15 protein-coding genes are annotated in these 20,556 nt (G+C 44.2%); 6 read left to right on the plus strand and 9 right to left on the minus strand.

Annotated features, from left to right (window positions below; translation table 11 throughout):
• Positions 1-48: 48 nt before the first annotated feature.
• Entirely contained in the window at positions 49-1,101 is a 1,053-nt protein-coding gene (locus tag M1L62_RS26175) for a saccharopine dehydrogenase family protein (RefSeq protein ID WP_254562610.1), read from the minus strand.
• 197 nt (positions 1,102-1,298) lie between these two features.
• Between M1L62_RS26175 and M1L62_RS26180 the strand changes: the two genes are divergently transcribed.
• Positions 1,299-2,531, plus strand: a complete 1,233-nt coding sequence (locus M1L62_RS26180) for a BaiN/RdsA family NAD(P)/FAD-dependent oxidoreductase (protein ID WP_254562611.1) — start codon at positions 1,299-1,301, stop codon at positions 2,529-2,531.
• A 319-nt stretch (positions 2,532-2,850) separates the two neighbouring features.
• On the opposite strand, the gene uvrC is transcribed toward M1L62_RS26180, so the two are convergent.
• The 5 genes from uvrC to porW form a co-directional block, all read right to left on the minus strand.
• Positions 2,851-4,659, minus strand: a complete 1,809-nt coding sequence (uvrC, locus tag M1L62_RS26185) for an excinuclease ABC subunit UvrC (protein WP_254562612.1) — start codon at positions 4,657-4,659, stop codon at positions 2,851-2,853.
• 41 nt (positions 4,660-4,700) lie between these two features.
• Positions 4,701-5,840: a glycerate kinase gene (locus M1L62_RS26190; protein WP_254562613.1), complete on the minus strand. Its 1,140-nt coding sequence runs from the start codon at positions 5,838-5,840 to the stop codon at positions 4,701-4,703.
• Between the two features lie 143 nt (positions 5,841-5,983).
• Positions 5,984-8,260: a penicillin-binding protein 1A gene (locus M1L62_RS26195; protein WP_254562614.1), complete on the minus strand. Its 2,277-nt coding sequence runs from the start codon at positions 8,258-8,260 to the stop codon at positions 5,984-5,986.
• Between the two features lie 27 nt (positions 8,261-8,287).
• The gene (locus M1L62_RS26200) at positions 8,288-10,585 is read right to left on the minus strand and encodes a penicillin-binding protein 1A (protein WP_254562615.1); all 2,298 of its coding nucleotides are present in this window, start codon (positions 10,583-10,585) and stop codon (positions 8,288-8,290) included.
• A 73-nt stretch (positions 10,586-10,658) separates the two neighbouring features.
• Positions 10,659-12,875: a type IX secretion system periplasmic lipoprotein PorW/SprE gene (gene porW / locus M1L62_RS26205; RefSeq protein ID WP_254562616.1), complete on the minus strand. Its 2,217-nt coding sequence runs from the start codon at positions 12,873-12,875 to the stop codon at positions 10,659-10,661.
• A gap of 134 nt (positions 12,876-13,009) precedes the next feature.
• On the opposite strand from porW, the gene M1L62_RS26210 reads away from it, so the two are divergent.
• From M1L62_RS26210 to atpH, 5 genes are all read left to right on the plus strand, one after another.
• A complete protein-coding gene (locus tag M1L62_RS26210) occupies positions 13,010-13,276 on the plus strand; it encodes an AtpZ/AtpI family protein (protein ID WP_254562617.1) in 267 nt (88 codons plus the stop codon).
• A gap of 441 nt (positions 13,277-13,717) precedes the next feature.
• Positions 13,718-14,812: a F0F1 ATP synthase subunit A gene (gene atpB, locus M1L62_RS26215; RefSeq protein ID WP_254562618.1), complete on the plus strand. Its 1,095-nt coding sequence runs from the start codon at positions 13,718-13,720 to the stop codon at positions 14,810-14,812.
• A 49-nt stretch (positions 14,813-14,861) separates the two neighbouring features.
• Complete coding sequence (gene atpE / locus M1L62_RS26220) at positions 14,862-15,125, plus strand: ATP synthase F0 subunit C (RefSeq protein ID WP_090335138.1); 264 nt, start codon at positions 14,862-14,864, stop codon at positions 15,123-15,125.
• Positions 15,126-15,312: 187 nt separating this feature from the next.
• Complete coding sequence (gene atpF / locus M1L62_RS26225; protein WP_254562619.1) at positions 15,313-15,807, plus strand: F0F1 ATP synthase subunit B; 495 nt, start codon at positions 15,313-15,315, stop codon at positions 15,805-15,807.
• A 51-nt stretch (positions 15,808-15,858) separates the two neighbouring features.
• A complete protein-coding gene (atpH, locus tag M1L62_RS26230) occupies positions 15,859-16,395 on the plus strand; it encodes an ATP synthase F1 subunit delta (RefSeq protein ID WP_254562620.1) in 537 nt (178 codons plus the stop codon).
• Between the two features lie 85 nt (positions 16,396-16,480).
• Here the strand turns inward: atpH and M1L62_RS26235 are convergent, their stop codons facing one another.
• The 3 genes from M1L62_RS26235 to M1L62_RS26245 form a co-directional block, all read right to left on the minus strand.
• On the minus strand, positions 16,481-17,371 hold the full coding sequence (locus tag M1L62_RS26235; RefSeq protein ID WP_254562621.1) for a sugar phosphate isomerase/epimerase family protein: 891 nt from the start codon (positions 17,369-17,371) through the stop codon (positions 16,481-16,483).
• 31 nt (positions 17,372-17,402) lie between these two features.
• Positions 17,403-19,043 carry a carboxylesterase family protein gene (locus M1L62_RS26240; RefSeq protein WP_254562622.1) on the minus strand — a complete coding sequence of 547 codons (1,641 nt, stop codon included), beginning with the start codon at positions 19,041-19,043 and terminating at the stop codon, positions 17,403-17,405.
• A 197-nt stretch (positions 19,044-19,240) separates the two neighbouring features.
• Positions 19,241-20,476 carry an OmpA family protein gene (locus M1L62_RS26245; protein ID WP_254562623.1) on the minus strand — a complete coding sequence of 412 codons (1,236 nt, stop codon included), beginning with the start codon at positions 20,474-20,476 and terminating at the stop codon, positions 19,241-19,243.
• Positions 20,477-20,556: the final 80 nt, after the last annotated feature.

The following is a 20,556-nucleotide window of genomic DNA, read 5'->3' on the forward strand; positions in this document are numbered from 1 at the left end:
AACCTCACTTCTGGGTAACCTGACTTTCTCCCTAAAATCAATCTTTCCTTAATCAAACAAATTGCCGGTACTGGTTTTCAAAAAAGCTTCCAGGGTTATCTCCTCCTGTTTGATAAATCCCTTGTTCGGCAAAGCCCCATCGGCCACCATCTCGACCACAGAAACAATCGACGCTGCCGTAGTCCACGAAATGGCCCGCCAGTGTTGTCCGTCAATCTTAATCGGGTGATAGGCGCGGTAAAACTCTTCCCGTTCCAGCAATTTGCCTTTCCAGCCTTCCACCACGGCATAAACGTAAACTACATCCTGCTGAACAGCTGGTTTAGCTTCCGTCAGGATTTGCTCAACCAGCTCGCGTTTCTCCTTTAGGATCAATTCATACAATAAAAACCGCATCAGACTGCAATGACCGGGATATCGAATGGTCTTGTAATTCAGCGTATCCAGCTTTCCTTCAAAAGTTTCACACATGGTGCCCAAACCACCCGACGTACTAAACGCTTCAAATTCCTGACCCTCAATATTGATCATTTCGATTCCTTCCAACGAAGGCACCATTTTCCTTACACCGTTGTGAATTACTTCTGCGTCATTAAGATATTCGTTCACGACACCGGCCGGCGACCAGGTAAAGGAATAACCCATGAGTCCGTTCGGGTAACGGGGCAGCGCCCCTACCCGCAATTCAATATCCCGGATCTTGGTAAACCGCTTTGCCAGATCAGTCCCTACAATACCGATAAAACCAGGAGCCAGTCCGCATTGCGGTACCATTACAGCCTTGCTGTCCTTAGCCATCTCGCGAATCGCAGCCGTTGTTCCTACATCTTCGGTCAGATCAAAATAATGGATACCTTTTCGGTTGGCCAGCTGTGCAATGGGTAAATTCAGGTTGTAAGGCATGCACGAAACCACGGCATCGGCATGCAGAAGAATTTCTTCCAGAAAGGAATTTTGGGAAATGTCACCAGCCTTGAACGAAAAAGGAATTTCAACAGGTGGTTTCACCTTATCAATTCCTGTGACCTGAAAACGCTTACTTAATAAAGTCGCGACGAGTGATCCGACTTTTCCCAGACCTATTACAACTACATTTTTCATAAACCGATGATTTGTGATGAAGTGTAAAATTCAAACTGATCAAGTAAATTCTGTCCGGCATAGGCCCTGATCCGCTAAGCCCCGAAACAAAACCCGAACTATTTACCTGGAAAAGATTTTAATGAAAGATAGGAAAAGAAATTGCAGTTTTATAAAACTTACAAGCCATTTTTGTAAGTTTTTCAACGATTCATTGTATGCAGATTGTGATTATAGGAGGAGGTGCTTCGGGATTTATGGCTGCCATAACTGCCGCAGAAACTTATCCTGATGCCCGGATTATTATTTTAGAAAAAAACAAAACCGTACTGAATAAAGTAAGAGTGTCGGGCGGCGGGCGCTGCAATGTTACGCACAAACCTTCCGACCTTCGTTTTTTCATAAAAAATTATCCACGCGGCGAAAAGTTTTTAAGAAAACTTCTGGCACAATTTGATGCACAATCCACAGTCGACTGGTTTGAAAACCGTGGTGTAAAACTGAAAACAGAAAATGACGGCAGGATGTTTCCTGTCACAGACTCGTCCCAGACCATCATCGAATGCCTGACACGGGCTGCAAAAATGTCCAATATTGACGTCCGAACCAGTACCGCAGTGAAATCCTTTGCCTGGACTGAGGGAGAAAACGGTTCCCGGTTTTCGATTTTACTGGATTCGGAAGACGCGCTTTCTGCTGACAGACTAGTGATCGCAACGGGCGGACATCCGAAGTCCAGCGGTTTCAAATGGCTTAGCGATCATGCTCACACGATTATCGAGCCTTTCCCATCACTCTTCACTTTTAATGTGCCAAACGGATATCTGCTTCCGCTTGCGGGGGTGGCTGTTCAGGATGCACATGTCAAAATTATCGGTACCAAACACGAATGGCGGGGTCCCGTTTTACTGACGCATTGGGGATTCAGCGGTCCCGCGATTTTGAAATTATCTGCCTGGGGAGCACGTGATCTGGCGTCTCTCGACTATCATTTCACCTTCAAAATAAACTGGCTGCCGGATATGAATGAACAGCAGGTTCGGGAGTTTTTGATCGCAGAAAAAACCAATACGCCAAAACAGCAGGTCACTTCGCACGCGCGGTTCGGCTTGCCATCACGTTTATGGAAAGCTTTTACTGAAAAGGCCGAAGTCAGTGAAAATTTACGCTGGTCGGAAGCGACAAACAAAGTCCTTAACCGGATGGCGGAACTCCTGACCAATAGCCAGTTTGATGTAAAAGGCAAAAGCACGTATAAGGAAGAATTTGTTACCTGCGGTGGTATCGCACTTTCTGACATTGACCAGAGTACCCTTGAAAGCAAGAAGGTTCCTGGCCTATTTTTTGCAGGAGAAGTGCTGGATGTTGATGGGATAACGGGCGGATTTAATTTCCAAAATGCCTGGACAACGGGATTTGTGGTCGGTAAAGAAATTGGAAAAATTGGCTAAAGCTGCATGTCGCCTCAACATTGTTCCACCAGGCGACTTCGAAGGAGTCTTTCATCGATATTAGCCATACCCTTTCTATAAACAGGATGCTCCTAAAGGAGCGGTCGTGTTATAAACAGGCGGTTATGTCATTTTAAATCTGGTTCCTTTGAGAACTGTCGGGTTACAAGCGAGCGATTAGGGTACTCTAATCTGGCTCCTTTAGGAGCTCTCTGTTTATAGCAATCAGGATTTATCGGCAATAGTCTGGCTCCTTCGGAGCCTCCTGCCTTTAACGTGCTTTTCGCTCCGCAAGGAGATTTCGAAGGAGCGATATTTTCTAATGCGCCATCGCATCGAAATAAGATCTTACCTTTTTGGCCCTATCCAACCCGATTAAGGGTGTCAGTGTTTCAAGCGAGCTTTCCCGAATGGCGCGGACCGATCCGAAATGTTTTAATAGCTTGGTTGCCGTAACTTTTCCGACACCTTCCACGCCTTCCAGCTCACTCACCAGACTGGCTTTACTCCTCTTATCGCGGTGAAAAGTGATGGCAAACCTGTGTGCCTCATCGCGAATCTGCTGGATAAGTTTTAATGATTCAGATCTTTTGTCAATATAAAGCGGCAGAGAATCTTCCGGAAAATAAATTTCTTCCAGTCGCTTGGCGATACCGACAATAGGCACCTGTCCATACAAACCCAGGCTTTTCAGAGCATCGCAAGCCGCACTTAACTGTCCTTTTCCACCGTCAATCACGATCAGGTCCGGTAGCTGTTCATTTTCAGCGATCATCCTCAGATATCTTCTGCCAACGATTTCATTCATCGAAGCAAAGTCATTGGGACCAACCACCGTTTTTATGTTGAAATGGCGGTAATCCTTTTTCGAAGCTTTTCCTTCCTTAAAACACACCATCGATGCGACGGGATTCGTACCCTGGATGTTGGAGTTATCAAAACATTCGATGTGTCTTGGAAGCGTTTTGAGTTGCAAATCCGTTTTCAGCTTGATTAAAACACGATCCTTTTTGGAAGAACTTGCCGAATTTTCCACTTCCCTCCGTTCCGCTTTTTCACGACGGAAATACATCACATTTTTCATGGACATATCCAGCAATTTCTTCTTATCGCCAATCTGGGGAACCACCAGATCCAGTTTTAATTCCAGGTCAGGTTTAAGATTCGAAATAAGCTCCTTCGCGGCAGTACCGTATTTCTCACGCATCTCCACAATCATCATCGCCAGCAAGTCTTCGTCACTTTCGTCCAGTTTCTTTTTAACTTCAAATGTTTGCGTGGCCACCATATACCCCTCCGTAATTTTCATAAAATTCAGATAGGCCGCCTCTTCATCAGATACAATGGTCAATACGTCGATATTACCAATTTTGGGATTGATAACCGTTGCCTTACTTTGAAAATTGGAAAGATGCTCAATCTTCGTTTTCCAGGCATGCGCCTGCTCAAAAGCCATTTGCTCGGCAGCGGCAAGCATTTTTTCTTTAAAATATTGCTGCGGCAGCGACAGATTACCTTTCAGCATGTGATGGATCTGCTCAATCTCGATGTTATAATCATCTTCCGGCTGCAATCCCTCGCAAGGTCCTTTGCAATTGCCAATATGATATTCCAGACAAACTTTAAATTTGCCCGCTTCCACATTTCCTTTCGATAAAAACAAGTTGCAGGAACGGATCGTGTAAAGTGCCTTGAACATGTCCAGAAGCGTGTGCATCGAGCGTAAGTTAGCGAAAGGCCCATAATAAGTCCCCTTTTTTTTGTCCAGCTCACGGGTTACGTAAACACGCGGAAAACGCTCATCCGTTATGCAAATAAACGGGTAAGTTTTATCATCTTTTAAGAGAATATTAAACTTCGGCTGAAACTGCTTGATTAACTGGTTTTCAAGCAATAAAGCATCCCATTCCGTATGTACGATGGTATATTCGATACGCCGGATCTGGCTCACGAGCCGCTTGGTCTTGCGGTCGTGCTGGTTTGATTTCAGGAAATAACTGGAAACCCTGTTTCTAAGACTTTTTGCTTTTCCGACATAAATCACCTCGCCCGTTTCGTCAAAATACCGGTATACACCCGGATCAAAAGGAATTTTGGAAAGCTCGTCTTTATAATTGAATTCGGGCATGTATTTTCAGTACGTTGTTTTAAGCTAATAAATAATCAGTGTCATCTGGTGTGCTTATGAAAAAACAACCGGACCAAATGAAAAGTTGCGTCACGGACTAGCGAATAAGCTTCTGCTTCTGCCAGCTGCAAAGACATCGGGCGATTGAGTACCGAGACCGCATACGTAATCCCTGCTTTCTTAGCTTCATCCGGCGTAATCATCAGCGTCCCGCACACGACAGCCAGCGGAACATGATTGCTCTGACACAGCGAAGCCAGGCCATTCACCACTTTTCCGCTTAATGTCTGTTCATCCACCTTACCTTCACCGGTAATCACCAGGTCTGCTTTTTTGACATGTGCCTCGATATGGGTTTCTTCCATGACAATACCCACACCTTCCTGAAGAGTCGCATGCAGAAACCATAAAGCGCCGGCACCAAGCCCGCCCGCAGCACCCGTTCCTGGCACCTCGCTGATATCCTCGTCAAATGTTGCCGCTGCTACTTTTGCTATATTTCGCAAGCCATGATCCAATTGTGACACCATCATTTTATCGGCCCCTTTCTGCGGACCGTATACAAAGGCAGCGCCTGATTCTCCGTAAAGCGGATTGGTAACATCACATGCGACGACAATATTGGTCTGTTTAATACGGGCGTCGACACCATCCGTTTTGATGGATCGGATCCTCACCAGATTTTCACCGGCAGGGGTGATCATTTCATTGTTTTCATCAAAAAACTGATAACCCAAAGCAGTAGCCATTCCGAAGCCTGCGTCTGTTGTTGCACTCCCACCGATACCGAGAATTATCTTTTTAACGCCGGCATTTAAAGCATGAACGATCAATTCTCCCGTTCCAAGAGTATGTGTCAGCAAGGGATTTTGCTCCCATGGTTTCAGCAGACTGAGTCCCGAAGCTGCTGCCATTTCAATAAATGCCGTGGTCCCGTCTCCCGAAACTCCATACTCTGCTTCGATGTATCTTCCCAACGGATCATGCACGATCGCCGTAATAAATTTCCCTTTCGACTGCTCTGTTAAAATTCTGGTGGTGCCTTCTCCGCCATCCGCCAGCGGAATAGAAACAATTTCCGCATCGGGATAAGCCTTCCGGATTCCCTCTGTGACAGACTGGCACACCTCGGAAGCTTCGAGCGAGCCACGAAATTTATCAGGAGCGATTAGGATATACACGGTTCGAGTGGTTGAATGAATAAATTACTTTTGGCTGTCAGTCTTCAATCTAATAAAGATATTACTTCGTGCGGTCAAAATAAAAAATCTCCTGCATTGTAAATTTTCAGATTCACAATGCAGGAGATTTTTCTGTCTTTTAATTAAAACAATACGCCTTCGTCATCTGAGGAAGATGCTGGCGGAACATAAGTATCCGTGCTGTCGGAGGCCACCTTGCCACAGTCCAGCGAATAGTTTTCAGGTTTAATAAACGGACCTCTTCGATATTGCAGAAGTGTCTGATCGTCGTACACCTTTTTCATATAAAGTCCCCAGGCTGGCATCGCGGCACGCCCGCCCTGTCCCAGGTCAATGGTCCGAAAGTGTATCGACATATCTTCGCCGCCTACCCAGATTCCTGAAACCAGATTTTGTGTCATACCCATAAACCAGCTATCCGAATGGTTATCTGTCGTACCTGTTTTGGCCGCAATTTCATTCCCGCTGGTAACCCCGTAAGAATGTAAACGCCCGGCAGTCCCACCCGGATCCTCCACGGCACCACGCATCAGATAGAGCATATTGTACGCTACATCGGCATTTAATTCCTGATTCTGTTTTTGGTGGAATTCCTGCAAAACATTGCCATAACGGTCTTCAATCCGTAAAACCGTCATCGGTTCGGTGCGATAACCTCCGTTCGCAAAAGCGCAATAAGCGTTCACCATTTCATAAACCGAAACCGAGCTTACGCCCAGACAAAGCGCCGGAACTGCATCCAGTTTACTCGTTATCCCCAAATTATGTGCATACTCCACAACCGTTTCCGGCTTAACCATCTGAATAATCGCCGCGCTGACCGAGTTCACTGATTTACCAAGTGCCTGTCTTAATGTCAATGGCTGCTCCGAATATTTCCCGTTTGAATTTTTTGGCGTCCACTGCCCTTCAACCGGGGCATCAACAATTTTGTCGCAAGGCGTCAGAAAGTTTTTATACAACGCAGCCACATACACAAACGGCTTGAATGTCGAACCAGGCTGGCGGGTTCCCTGTTTTACGTGATCGTATTTAAAATACTTGAAATTCACACCACCGACCCAGGCCTTAATTTCGCCGCTCCGGGGATCCATGGACATCATCCCGGCATGCAAAAATCTTTTATAATAGCGGATCGAATCCATCGGACTCATCGTCATTTCCTTTTCACCGTCATAAGAAAACACCTTCATTTTGTATGGACGGCGCATCACTTTCCAGGCCTCTTCTTCGCCAACTTCTCTTTTCAAAACATTAAAGTAAGGCAAGGAGCGAACGGCTTTTTCAATAAATCCGGGAATTTCCTTTCCATTTTCGTCAGCCCATGGATTTCTTCCTTTCCAGTGCGCATCGAAAAGTTTTTGCTGCTGACGCATATGCTCATTCATAGCCTCTTCCTGATAAGCCTGCATCCGGGAATCGATCGTTGTATAGATCCGAAGTCCGCTGGTGTACAAATCCAGGTCTGTGCCGTTTTCTTCATTGTATCGCTTCACCCATGCCCGCATATACCCGCGCATCGATTCACGGAAATAGGGTGCAGGGCCGGTGTTATGACCGTCAACCGTAAATTTCAAACCCAGCGATTTTTCCTTATAAGTTTCAAATTCGTCTTCCGGCAGATAATTGTACTTCACCATCTGCGCCAAAACCGTATTCCTGCGGTTGGTCGCATTGGTAGGAAATCGCAGCGGATTGTACAAAGTCGGGTTTTGAAGCATACCTACCAGCAGTGCGGCTTCATTAACTTCAAGATCCCGCGGCTCCCTGTTAAAATAAGTTTTCGCAGCAACTTTGATCCCGAATGTATTATTACCAAAAGAAACCGTGTTCAGGTACATCATCATGATTTCTTTCTTGGTATACTTTCTTTCCAATGTTACAGAAAGGATCCATTCTTTCGTTTTCGCGATAACCGTGCGGACAAAAGGTATTTTACCCAGTAAACCTTCATATTTTTCCGAACGTGTTTCGAAAAGGTTTTTGGCAACCTGCTGTGTCAGTGTACTTCCTCCACCTGAACTGGAACTGACCAGCAAAATCCCTTTTGCTACCCGAAGCATGCTCCGCGGGTCGATCCCCGAATGATTTGTAAAGCGTGCATCCTCGGTTGCAACCAGTGCATCCGTGACATTCTTTGATATCTGATCAAACTCTACCGGTGTCCGGTTTTCAAAGAAATATTTCCCCAACGACTTTCCGTCCTGAGAAATCAGTTCGGAAGCCAGCTCACTTTTTGGGTTTTCAAGTGTTATCAGATCGGGCATTCCGCCGAAAAGCCAAAAGAAATTATAACTTACGGCTACGATATAAAGTACAAAAAGTCCCAGACCTATTGCGGTAAATAACCACACACGTATAATGCTGCGGCGGTATTTCCCAGGCTGCAGTTCAATCATAAATTAGAAATTTCCTTGGTTGTTGATTTAAAATAATGCCCCTTCATCATCGGAGCGAGAGGGCGGAATGTAGGTGTCCGCGCTGTCAGAGCGCACGCCACCACAATCCAGCGCGAAATTTTCGGGCTTGTTAAAAGGTCCTTTTCTATATTGTAATAACGTTGGATCATCATAAACTTTTTTCATATACAATCCCCATGCCGGCATCGCCACGTGGCCGCCCTGCCCAAGCTGCATGGTCCGGAAATGGATTTGCATGTCCTCTCCTCCTACCCAGATTCCCGAAACCAGATGTTGGGTCATTCCCATAAACCAACCATCAGAATAATTTTGAGATGTTCCGGTTTTGGCAGCAATCTCATTGCCTTCCGTCACCCCGAATGTTCTCAGACGGCTCGCTGTTCCACCTGGATCTTCCACTGCTCCGCGCATCAGATACAGCATACTGTATGCCATATTTTCACTCAACTCCTGGTTTTGCTTTTGATAAAACTGCTGCAAAACATTACCATAACGGTCTTCTATCCGCAAAATTGTCATGGCTTCGGTGCGGTGCCCTCCGTTGGCAAATGCACAGTAGGCGTTAACCATCTCAAAAACAGAGACTGAGCTGATCCCCAGACATAAGGACGGTTTTGGATTTAATTCGCTGGTGATACCCAGTTTATGCGCATATTCGACAACGGTATTGGGCTTCACCATTTTGATGATATTCGCGCTTACCGAGTTGACAGATTTTCCCAGCGCCTGCCGTAACGACAGCGGACGGTAAGAGAATTTGTTACCCGAGTTATGCGGGGTCCAACCACCAGGGACACCATCAGACAGTCCGAAATGTACCGGAGCATCCATAATACGGTCGCAGGGTGTAAGGAAATTCTTGTCAAGTGCTGAAACGTATACAAACGGTTTGAAGGTCGAACCCGGCTGGCGCGCCCCTTGTTTTACGTGATCATATTTGAAGTATTTGAAATTAACCCCACCTACCCAGGCTTTTATCTGTCCGTTACGAGGATCCATGGACATCATACCGGCGTGTAAAAACCGCTTGTAATAACGCAGTGAGTCAATCGGACTCATCGTCATTTCTTTTTCTCCGTCATATGAAAAAACCTTCATTTTGTAGGGACGGTTCATTACTTTCCATGCTTCTTTCTCACCCACTTCCTTCTTCAAAACATTGAAATAAGGCAATGCCCGAACCGCCTTTTCAATAAAACCAGGCACTTCCTTTCCGTCGGGATAAGCCCACGGATTTCTGTCTTTCCAGTGCGCATCAAAAAGTCGTTGCTGGGTTCTCATGTGCTCATTCAGCGCTTCTTCCTGATAACGTTGCATACGCGAATCGATGGTCGTATAAATACGAAGGCCGCTGGTGTACAAATCCAGGTCTTCACCATTTTCCTCGTTATACTTCTTCACCCAGGCTTTAAGATATCCCCGCATCGACTCCCGGAAATAAGGAGCAAGCCCCGTATTATGTCCGTCGACCGTGAATTTCATTCCCAGCGATTTCTCTTTCAAATTATCAAATTTCTCTTCCGGCAAATACTTGTACTTCACCATCTGGGCCAATACCGTATTGCGTCGGTTTAATGCGTTGGTCGGGAATCTTAGCGGATTATATAAAGTAGGATTTTGCAGCATACCCACCAAAAGCGCGGCCTCACTGACCGTCAGATCCCAGGCATCTTTATCAAAATAAGTCTTGGCCGCCACCTTAATACCATAGGTGTTATTACCGAATGACACCGTATTCAGGTACATCATCATGATTTCCCTCTTGGTATATTTCCTTTCCAGAACCACAGAAAGTATCCATTCCTTCGTTTTGGCAATGACCGTACGTACCAGCGGGATTTTGCTGAGCAACCCGCCATATTTTTCAGAACGCGTTTGAAAAAGGTTTTTGGCAACCTGTTGTGTCAGCGTACTACCTCCCCCGGAACTTGAATTCCCAGAAACCACACCTTTAAATACACGGGCAAGACTTCGCGGGTCAATACCCGAATGGTTTACAAAACGGGCATCTTCTGTCGCCAGCAGCGCCTCTATTAAATTGGGAGAAATCTGGTCAAATTCAATCGGGGTACGATTCTCAAAGAAGTATTTACCTAGCGATTTTCCATCTTCCGAAATCAGTTCGGAAGCAAGTTCACTCTTGGGATTTTCAAGTGTTTTCAAATCCGGCATTCCACCGAAAAGCCAAAGCAGGTTAATGCTTACGGCAAAAATATAGAATATTATAAGACCCAGGCCAATAGCAGCAAACCGCCAGACGCGGATGATGCTGCGACGGTATTTTCCTGGCTGCAATTCAATCATATAATGGGGGTATTTATTGGTGAATCGTATGAAAACGGATCAATCACATCTGCAAAGATACACTTTCCATGAATTATCTTTTTCCAACGGATATTTCCCGCAATTCCTGCATTTCTTTCAGGCGGGGTAAATATATACTGTTTGGATATAAACGAACAAATTCATTAATCGCTTGCAAATAAGCCTCCCTTCCACGGGTTTTCCCAACTAAAAATACCCGAAGCAACGCAAATTTGTCTTCAAGCATACTGCCCTTGTAAGCGGGCAAATTCGATTCAATATCGTCAAGCGCTTTGGTGAAATTTCCATCGGCATACAGTTTATAAGCACTCTCATATGCCTTCACAGGATTATTTCTGTCCTTGTCGCCGGTTGTCCCGTCATCAGCAGTACGGTTGAGCAGGCGTGCATAAGTTGAGTTCGGAAATTCAGACATCAACTTATCCTTCCAAACCAGACGGTCTTTGTCGCTTTCCGGCAACGTCAGGTACATCAGGTAAAAAATCTCCTCCTTATATTGCGTTTGCGGATATTCATTCAAAACACGATTAAAGGCAGCCACCGATCGTTCCGGCTCTTTCAGGTCAAACCGATAGATCTTTCCAAGGTTATATAAAGCGTCCTCCTTTTTCTTTTGTGAAACAGCAAAACTCGAATCAGTCAGCGGAACGTTCTTTTTCAAATTTGCATGTCTTTCCTTCCAAACCGGGCTTTCCTTAGTCAGCACGGTTTCGGCGGCCGCAACGACAGCCGCTGCACTATCTGCTTTGCTGCTAAAATTATTTCCCGCTAATGAACGATTTTGTTTGGTACTTCTGCGCCAGTCATCCTCCAAAACCCTGTTTCCCCAGATCCTGCGGAATTCAATCTTACCCTGGTTAATCATGGACGGATCGTAAAGCTCCCATCTGCGGTCATTTCCGCTTACCATCGATGGAAGTCCATTCTGCACGCCACCCTGTGTTGCCGCCAGTGCGAGCGCTTCTTTCGCTTTCTTTTCATCCTCTATTCTTTTCTTCTCCTGAGCCTCAATAATGCCATCAATTTTGTCATCCAGTGCCTTAGGATTCATTTTCGCCAAAATCTGAAGACTGTCTTCCATTTTGACAATCGTCTGCTGGGTTACAAAATTATCCAGGGCGTTTTTGCGGTCTGAAACAACTCGATATTCCGCCGCATCTTTGGGTAGAATCGTTAACGCACTGTCGTAATAGGCTTTCGCAAATTCGTATTTTTCAAGCGCATCATAGTGTATACGCGCCAGCTGAAGATAAGTATACGCCTTTTGAACGTTATTGCCGCCAGTAGCCAGCGACGCCGATTTTTGCAAGTATTCAACAGCTTCGGGCAATTGCTTTCTGTGCTCGGCCAGCAAACCCATCGTAAAATAAACCCGGTCGCGCAGGTCATTATTTTTGCGATCACGAAGCATTTTATCAAAACCTACGGAAGAAACGTCTGTTTTAGGATCAATAATAACCTGATTTTGTAACGAATTCATCGAAGAATAAAACCCAAGATCGTAATCTGGCCGATTCTTTGTTACACTTTTATAGTGTTTGTTGGCAAGTACATACTGACCGAGGCGATCGTACATTTGCGCAGCTGCAAAATGAAGTCTTGCCGTTTCAGTGGATTTGTCCAGTAGAGGAAATGTTTCTTCAAGAATAGCAACCGAGGTAAGATATTCGCCATTTTGCTGATGCAGATATGCTTTTGTGAGGTAAAATTCCTTTGTGGCGTCTTTTGTTAACGGTTGCTGGCTGAGGTATTCTGCCACACCCAGCGCATTCGAATAATCTTTCCGGCTTACATAAGCCCGCATCAAAACAACGAGTGCCTTATTTTTATCATTTTCATCTTTTCCGTTGGCATACACATAACGTAACGCTTCCAGACCATCAGCCCACTGACCAAGATACAAACGCGATTTCCCAAGGATCACATAACTATTATCAACCCATTTACTGTTCTGATGTTTTTCAGCCACGATGGAGGCTTTTTTCACAGCATCAAGCAATTGCGGTTTTACAGGTAATGCCAAAACAGAATCAAGTGGCAGCAAAATCGGCAACAGCTGGTTGTAATCTTCCTTATAAGCGGCCTTCATCGCAAATTCGGCCTCCTGCATATCCTGCTCGGCTATGAAATAAGCGTTGTAGTGCGAAGAAATATTATGAAAATTCACCGCAGCAGGCCTCGTGCTATATTGGGAACAGCCAATAAGCGCACCTGTTAACAGCAAACAAACGGTAATGATGTTTATAGAACGTGTAAGTGTATGGGTCACAAATAAAGACTTTTGGGGTGATTTTTTAACTTGTCCGGGCAAAACTAAAACGGTAATTTCGGTAATAACGTATCGAAGATAATGCCATTTGCAAAATTTGAAGCAACTTTACCTCGAAATTCTACAAAACGGCAATGGAAGACGACAAAAATGGTACTGAAAAGGGAGCAGCAAGGCCCGATTCCACGAAAGGAATTTCAGGAAAAACGCCTTCAAAGTTCCTGAGATTTTCGGGCATGGCAACCCAAATGCTGGGAACGATCCTGGTTTTTACATACGGCGGCTACCGGCTCGACCAATGGCAAATGAATAAAAAACCGGTCTGGACACTGGTGCTCTCTCTGACTTCGATCGCCGCTTCCTTGTATATGTTAATACGCAGCATTTCGAAATTAAAGTGATTTTGTCACCATTTATATACCAATTATCATATTATTAAATAACGACTTTCAGCCCACATGTTACGAAGCATTATTGCGTCCATAATTTTAGCAATTGTATTATTTCTAGTCCAGCAATTTCACTACGACGCCTGGATACATCCTTATATATGGTACATCCTTGCGTTCTTTGTGATGCTCTCATTTCTTATTCATCGCCTGATGGAATACGGACTTAGAAACAATCGGGAAAAATTTGTCACGTTTTACCTTTCCACCATCGTTGGACGGCTTATCCTGAGTATTATTTTTATTGGAATATTTTTATATTCAGGGCTAACTGATTCATTTACATTTGTTCTTAACTTTTTTGCACTCTATTTATTTTATACATGCTTTGAAATATATGGTTTGTATTGTAACTTGCGCCGCGATTGACAAAGCATAGTATTTCAAGCATTTATGTATACGCCTTTACGACTGTTTATAACCACTGCCCTTGTTGCGGCAACTTGCTTTTTTAGCCTTCCGGCTTCGGCCCAGGAATCAGGTCATGATGACCATAATAAGGTTGCTGAAAGTGTTAATAAAGCCGAGCACGAAATTGAACATAATCTGGAAGAGTCAGAAGAAAAGTTCAATATCGGCCAAATGATCATGCACCACATTGCGGATTCTCATGAATGGGAGTTCTCTCACGGTGTAGCGATCCCCCTACCTGTTATTTTATACTCGGCAGATCGTGGTATAGAAGTTTTCTCTTCAAGTAATTTCCACAATGATCACCATGAGTACAATGGTTATCATCTGGTTCACGGAGATTCTGAGAAAATTGTTCCGGTTGATGAAGCCCGTGTAATTTACGATTTCTCGATTACGAAAAACGTAGCTTCCATGATGCTTAGCGCCATTATCCTTGTCCTGATTTTTACCAGCATTGGTAAGGCTTATCAGAACAACAAAGGAAAAGCGCCAAAAGGATTTCAGTCTGCAATGGAAATCGTTATTCTGTTTATTCGTGACGACGTTGTTAAACCTAACGTAGGTCCTAACTACGAGAAGTATCTTCCTTACTTGCTGACATTGTTCTTCTTTATCCTTGTCAATAACATTTTAGGTCTTCTTCCGGGTGCAGCCAACGTTACAGGTAACATCGCGGTGACGATGACACTTGCTGTGATCACTTTCATTATTGTTCACATCAATGCCAACAAACACTATTACCTTCACCTTGTGAAGCCAACAGGTGTACCTGCTCCATTGTTGCTTATCATGATCCCTGTTGAGATCGTGGGTGTGTTCATGAAGCCGTTCTCATTAATGGTTCGTCTTTTTGCAAACATGACAGCTGGTCACATCATCCTTTTAAGTTTATTCGGATTGATCTTCATATTCCAGAGCATGTTCATCGCTCCTGTAATATCACTATTTGCCTTGTTCCTTAACTTCATCGAAATCATGGTGGCGTTTATCCAGGCATTTATCTTTACCCTTTTATCGTCCATGTACATTGGCAGCGCGATTGAAGACCATCATCACGCCGACCACGGACACTGATTTTTTTAATCTCTTTTTTTATTAATTATATTTTAAAACAAACACAATTATGTTGCTTCAAATTTTGCTTCAGGCTACAGAACAAGGTGGTGCAGGTCTAGCTGTTTTCGGTGCTGCTATCGGTGCTGGTCTTGCTGCTATCGGTGCTGGTCTTGGTATCGGTAAAATTGGTGGTTCTGCAATGGAAGGTATCGCTCGTCAGCCAGAAGCTGCTGGTGCTATCCAAACTGCAATGCTTATCATTGCTGCTCTTATCGAAGCGGTAGCGTTGTTCGCAGCGGTTATCTGTCTGCTTATCTCGTTCAAGCTTTAGTAACGAATTTGAGATTTCGGTCTCATGCTTTATCTCTTTCGCATTAGGCCTGGAGACTGGCAAAAAAACTTACCGTGGAAGCATTAGGCTTCCACGGCTTTTAATAAAAGAGAGTGTCCGGAAGTATTAGTTACCAAAACTTACACTTCGCATTTAAAGATTTTACAACTCAAAAACATTAAATATTATGTCATTGCTTACTCCTAACCCAGGTCTTATTTTCTGGATGCTGGTGGTATTTTTAATGGTTGTTTTCATTCTTGCCAAATTTGCATGGAAACCTATCATTAAAGGCTTAAAAGATCGTGAAAACGAAATTCAGGGTGCTCTTGATCTTGCTGAAAGAACTAAGGCTGAAATGATCAAATTGAAGTCTGATAACGAAAAGCTGATTGCAGAAGCTAACGCTGTACGCGATCGTATCCTTCGTGATGCAAAAGAAGCTTCTGACCGCATGATCGCTGAGTCGAAAGACAGAGCAGTTGTAGAAGGACAGAAAATGATTGACAGTGCACGTGACACAATCCGTAACGAGCAGCATGCTGCAATCGCTAAAATGCGTAAAGAAGTAGCTACTTTATCTCTTGAAATCGCTGAGCAGGTATTGCACCGTGAATTGAAAGATAAAGAGTCTCAGGAAAAACTGATTGCAGATCTTGCTTCTTCAGCACGTATGAACTAAGGTTCGGCGACGCTGTGATGTTCTTTCATTCAAAAAATTAATTGATTCCCTATGTCAGTAGGTATAGTTGCCGCCAGATACGCTAAATCTCTTATCGAACTGGCTAAAGAAAAAAATGTTATTGAAGCGGTATACGAGGACATGAAATTGTTCAAGGATACAGCGGAAAAAAATCGTGGTCTGTTACTGGCACTGAAAAGTCCGGTAGTACGTCACGAAAAGAAACTGGCTATTTTGAAAGCGATTTTCCAGGATAAAGTAAATCCGGTTTCTTTCTCAATATTTACGATCATCACAAAAAAGAACCGTGAGTCAATCCTTGATGCGATTGCTGACGAGTTTATAACGGCTTACAATGAATACCAGGGTATTCAGAAAGCAACTGTAATTACTTCGACTCCGTTGACTGAGGAGCTTCGCAAGCAGTTCAACAATATTGTTGCAAGCGCTACGGGCAAAACAGTAGAACTGGAAGAGAAAGTAGATCCTAGCTTAATCGGTGGTTATTTGCTTCGTGTAAACGACCGCCAGATCGATGCGTCTCTTCGCAGCCGTCTGAATGAGCTTAAATTACAGCTTGCCAACTAAGATTTTTTTATCTGCATAATGTGGAAAGACCCGGCTGCTATGCGGCCGGGTCTTCTTTTTTATCCTGATATCTGAAATCAAAAGACTAAACCTTCATCTTCACCAGATTGCCATAACTTATTGCAATGGCTTCCAAAGGAGGTCTTTTACAAACATCCTGCTCAACGAAGAAATGTGTCATACCCGCAGTTTTTCTGGCAGCAAAGATTTTCGCGAAATCGATGGCGCCTGTCCCTACCTCCGCAAACGCTTTATCCGGCCCTTTTTCCATGTCTTTAACATGCCATAAGGGGAAACGGCCAGGATGTTGTTTGAAAAGCTCCACAGGATCTAAACCGGCCCTAACAGCCCAGTACAAATCCAGTTCAAGTTTTACCAACGATGCATCTGTATTCTTTGTGATGATATCGTACGGAAGTTCTCTGTCAAGTTTCTGGAATTCGAAATCGTGGTTGTGGTATCCAAACTGGATTCCTGCCGCCTTACAGATCTCTCCCGACTTATTGAAAAGCACAGCGTACTTTTTATAGTCGTCGATTGACTTACGCTCGTCAGGAGTCAGGTAAGCACACATCATGTATTTCTGGCCTAGTTCAGCGGAATCATCCACTGCACGTTTCCAGTCGTTTGACAACGTTCCTTTTCTGTCAGGTGCTGCAATGCCGGCACCATAGTGACCACTCACCGGATTTAACCCCAAGCCGTTCAGAAGAGATTTGAATTCCTTAACAGTTTTACCAAAGAATTTTCCGTCGGTATAGCCAAATGTTTCCACTTCCTTATATCCGATCGCCGCCACTTTTTTAAGGGTTCCTTCAAGATCTTTGCTTAGGTCATCTCTTAAAGTATAAAGCTGCAAACCAATTTTAGACGTTCCTTTCGCCATCGAAGGAATGCGTGAAAGCAAAGGGATTGATAGTGCCACTGCACTGGTACGGAGAAAAGATTTCCGCGAGATTTTCTGGTTAAAGTCCATTTGACCTGGTGACAAGAGATAAATAAAAATACTACTTTGTTATTGTTACAACGCCTGAACTGTTCATAAGCGTCAGCACCGATTCCGGTAATTTCCAATCCTGGGTAAAATATCCGTCGGTTATGATGTTCTTAAATGAATCTTTGAAAAATAAAAGATCTTTAAATTCCGGTAAACTTCTGTGTGTAGCCGGCACAAAGGGGAAACCTTTATCCTCTGCCCCTGCCCACCATGGTAATCCGGAGCTTACCGTCACATAGTGTCCGCCAACCGGGAACACGTAAAGCAATCCATAATTGGATGCGGAAGTACTTAAATGAACTGGCAGTTTATCGGCATATTTATTGATTACGGCATTGGTTTCTTTCGTTCCAAAAAGTATAAGATTTGCGCTTGCATGATCACTTTCCCGCACCTCCTTATCTGATACAATCCGGGGGAAAAACATAATCCTGCCTAAAAACGGACCACGATAAGCTGACCAGTCAGCCGCTGCATTGGCGATATCAAGACGCTTTTTCAATTCCTCCTGTGAAGGATTATCCGCTGTGCCATAAACATAGATATGACGGGTTGAGAAAGCATCAAAAACCGGACCTTCCGAACCTTTTCCTTTCAGTCCGGCATTTGCTGGCTGTTGTTTAACAATCGTCCAGGCATTGCCTTTTTTTGCGAAAGAAAACGTACTGTCTGCCTTGCCTGACAACGTGGTCCCGTCAATAACAACAGTATAGTTTTGTCCCGCACTGAACCGCGGATGCCCTTTTAATTTAAGCGAAAAGGCTTCAAGATTCTTCGTTTTAACATCAATGTTATTACCCTTTTTGAAACCTGCATCGATTTCTGCAAGCAAACCGCTTTTGATCCCATCAAGCTGCACCCAATAAGCTTTATTGTATTTGTAAAACTTGCTGGCAAATTTTACAGCGTTCGGATATTGATTTCTGACCTGGTTAAACCAACCGAAAATAAACTCTTCGTCATAGGCATTCACCCAGCTGTCGTGTTTGACATCGACAAATTCCTTATAAGTAACTTCTACCCCCATATCCTGCATTTTGGAAACCCATGCTCTGGTTCCTTCTACGGGTACAACAGGATCTTTATCGCCATGGAAAAAATGAACAGCCAAATTTGACGCATTACCAGCCAGGTCAATCGTGCCAGCCGGTGGTGCCGGGCAAACCGGTGCGATCGCAGCCCAGATATCCGGACGCGTGAGCCCGATCCAGAGCGTTCCGCCGCCGCCCATCGACAAGCCGGTCAGATATGTCCTGTCTTCATCAACACTAAATCTCCTTTTTACATCGGCAAGCACATCGTAAACATCCTGCTCCGGGATTCCCTGGTAACCGGCAGTTCCGCGTGCATAAGGCGAGGCCACAATAAAATCAACATCGTCCCAGCTTGGGAAATGGCGCGTAGCTTCCACATCCGTCTCGCCTTCTGCATTGCTCTTTCCGAAAACGCGGCGTAAAGCAAGCCTATGGTTGGAACCTGCACCGTGTAGCATCATCACCAGTGGGTATTTTTTAGAAGCATCATAATTTTTGGGAAGGTACAGTCCATACGGTTGCTCCGTGTCATCCGCCGCTGAAAAGAATGTCAGAACCTGAGGCCCTTCGGATAATTTCTGCCCGAAAGACAGCACAGGACTTATTAATATTAACACAAGTGTGCAAAATATACCGAACCGGGAATTTCCTCTCATATACAAATATTAAAACTTCCAAAGTTTAAATATAATCTAAATCATAACGTTCTCCGTCGCTTTTTCCCAATTGATTCTCTGATTCTTTAAATATTGCAAATCGGGGTACAAAAAAAGGCCTGATTCGAAAATCAGGCCTTTCATTTAGTAACCAGCATCTATTTTCTCGTCACATTGATCGCGATCCGGCGGTTTTTAGCCCTTCCTTCTTCGGTATCATTGCTCTCTATCGGATGGTCAATTCCATAACCTTCCGACTGAACACGACTGGCCTTTATATTCTTTTTGGCAATACCTTTTTTCACAGCATCCGCACGATTTTTTGACAAGCTTAGATTTGCAGCCGCATCGCCGGTGTTGTCAGTATAACCTCCGATCTTGATATTGACATTGGGATAAGCCCGCATGATTTCGGCAATATTGTTGACCTGCTCCTCTGATTCTGTATTGAGCTCAGCCATATTCGGCTCAAAAACAATTCTGTCAAAATCGATCCATACGTTCTTATCTACCGTCCGGCTCGAATCCTGTATAAAGTTGAGCAATTTTGCCTCTGTGCCATGTTCTGGAATATTCAGTTCGATGTCTTTTGGAAGCTTCCGCGTTACCAGTCTTCCTGGGCTACTATCCGCAGGTCCTTTCCCGCTCTTCTTAGCTCCCTCAGCTTCTACTGGAAAATCTTCGACAACCACTGTTTCTTCTCCTCGGTTCAGTTTCTTGTATCCCCAGATTATCGCCGCCAGAAACAAGACAGCCACCAAAAGATAACCGAGTTTCTTTTTACCGGAAACCGGCTTATTTTCCAGATGATGTTCGCTTAAAGGGTTACGCTGAAGATTTTTATTCAACTCTTCGAGCCCTTTGAAATCCCAGAGAGCGGAAAGATCTTTTGGCAAATATTTGAGGATATGTTCTTTCTGAGCGACCAGAAGGGTAGTGAGTTTTAAAGGGTCTATTGATTTTTCCTTCACCTGTTTCCCCACCACACTCAAAACGATCGGGGCAGATATGCTGAGAATGTTGGAAACCGAGTAACTTTTCAGACCTGTTGAAGCTGAAATAGAGTCGGTCACAATCTTAAGGTCCGTGTCCAGCAACATCGGAAGCAATGACAGCCCCATGGTGATCAAATCTTTCGATTTGACAGGATCTGACAAAACGCCGGCAAGATCCTTTAAAACGTAATCTTCATTGTTGAGATTCATCAGACCAATCAGCTCATGAACGCCGCCAGAAGTGGAAGCTTTATTCATGATCGCTCCAATAAGCCCCGGAAGGGTTCCTAATAAAGCGGTCTGGACGTCTCCTGTACTCTCTTCGGTTAAAGCAGAAATGATGTAACCGACTTCTTTTGTAATATATCCCTTTGTTAACTCCAGTAAATTGACAGCCATAATGGTTGGTATTCTTTGTCTTGTTTAAGTTTTAAATCAACGTTCATAATTTATCTGGAGGATATGCAAATTAATAATAT

The organism is Dyadobacter diqingensis (assembly GCF_024220585.1).
In the GTDB taxonomy this organism is placed as follows: Bacteria; Bacteroidota; Bacteroidia; order Cytophagales; family Spirosomataceae; genus Dyadobacter; species Dyadobacter diqingensis.

Coding starts and splice junctions, on each gene's coding strand:
- M1L62_RS26245 (WP_254562623.1), bottom strand. CDS start 20,476: ATGGCTGTCAATTTACTGGAGTTAACAAAGGGATATATTACAAAAGAA.
- atpE (WP_090335138.1), top strand. CDS start 14,862: ATGTTGCTTCAAATTTTGCTTCAGGCTACAGAACAAGGTGGTGCAGGT.
- atpH (WP_254562620.1), top strand. CDS start 15,859: ATGTCAGTAGGTATAGTTGCCGCCAGATACGCTAAATCTCTTATCGAA.
- M1L62_RS26210 (WP_254562617.1), top strand. CDS start 13,010: ATGGAAGACGACAAAAATGGTACTGAAAAGGGAGCAGCAAGGCCCGAT.
- M1L62_RS26200 (WP_254562615.1), bottom strand. CDS start 10,585: ATGATTGAATTGCAGCCAGGAAAATACCGTCGCAGCATCATCCGCGTC.
- M1L62_RS26235 (WP_254562621.1), bottom strand. CDS start 17,371: ATGGACTTTAACCAGAAAATCTCGCGGAAATCTTTTCTCCGTACCAGT.
- M1L62_RS26175 (WP_254562610.1), bottom strand. CDS start 1,101: ATGAAAAATGTAGTTGTAATAGGTCTGGGAAAAGTCGGATCACTCGTC.
- uvrC (WP_254562612.1), bottom strand. CDS start 4,659: ATGCCCGAATTCAATTATAAAGACGAGCTTTCCAAAATTCCTTTTGAT.
- M1L62_RS26180 (WP_254562611.1), top strand. CDS start 1,299: ATGCAGATTGTGATTATAGGAGGAGGTGCTTCGGGATTTATGGCTGCC.
- atpB (WP_254562618.1), top strand. CDS start 13,718: ATGTATACGCCTTTACGACTGTTTATAACCACTGCCCTTGTTGCGGCA.
- M1L62_RS26195 (WP_254562614.1), bottom strand. CDS start 8,260: ATGATTGAACTGCAGCCTGGGAAATACCGCCGCAGCATTATACGTGTG.
- atpF (WP_254562619.1), top strand. CDS start 15,313: ATGTCATTGCTTACTCCTAACCCAGGTCTTATTTTCTGGATGCTGGTG.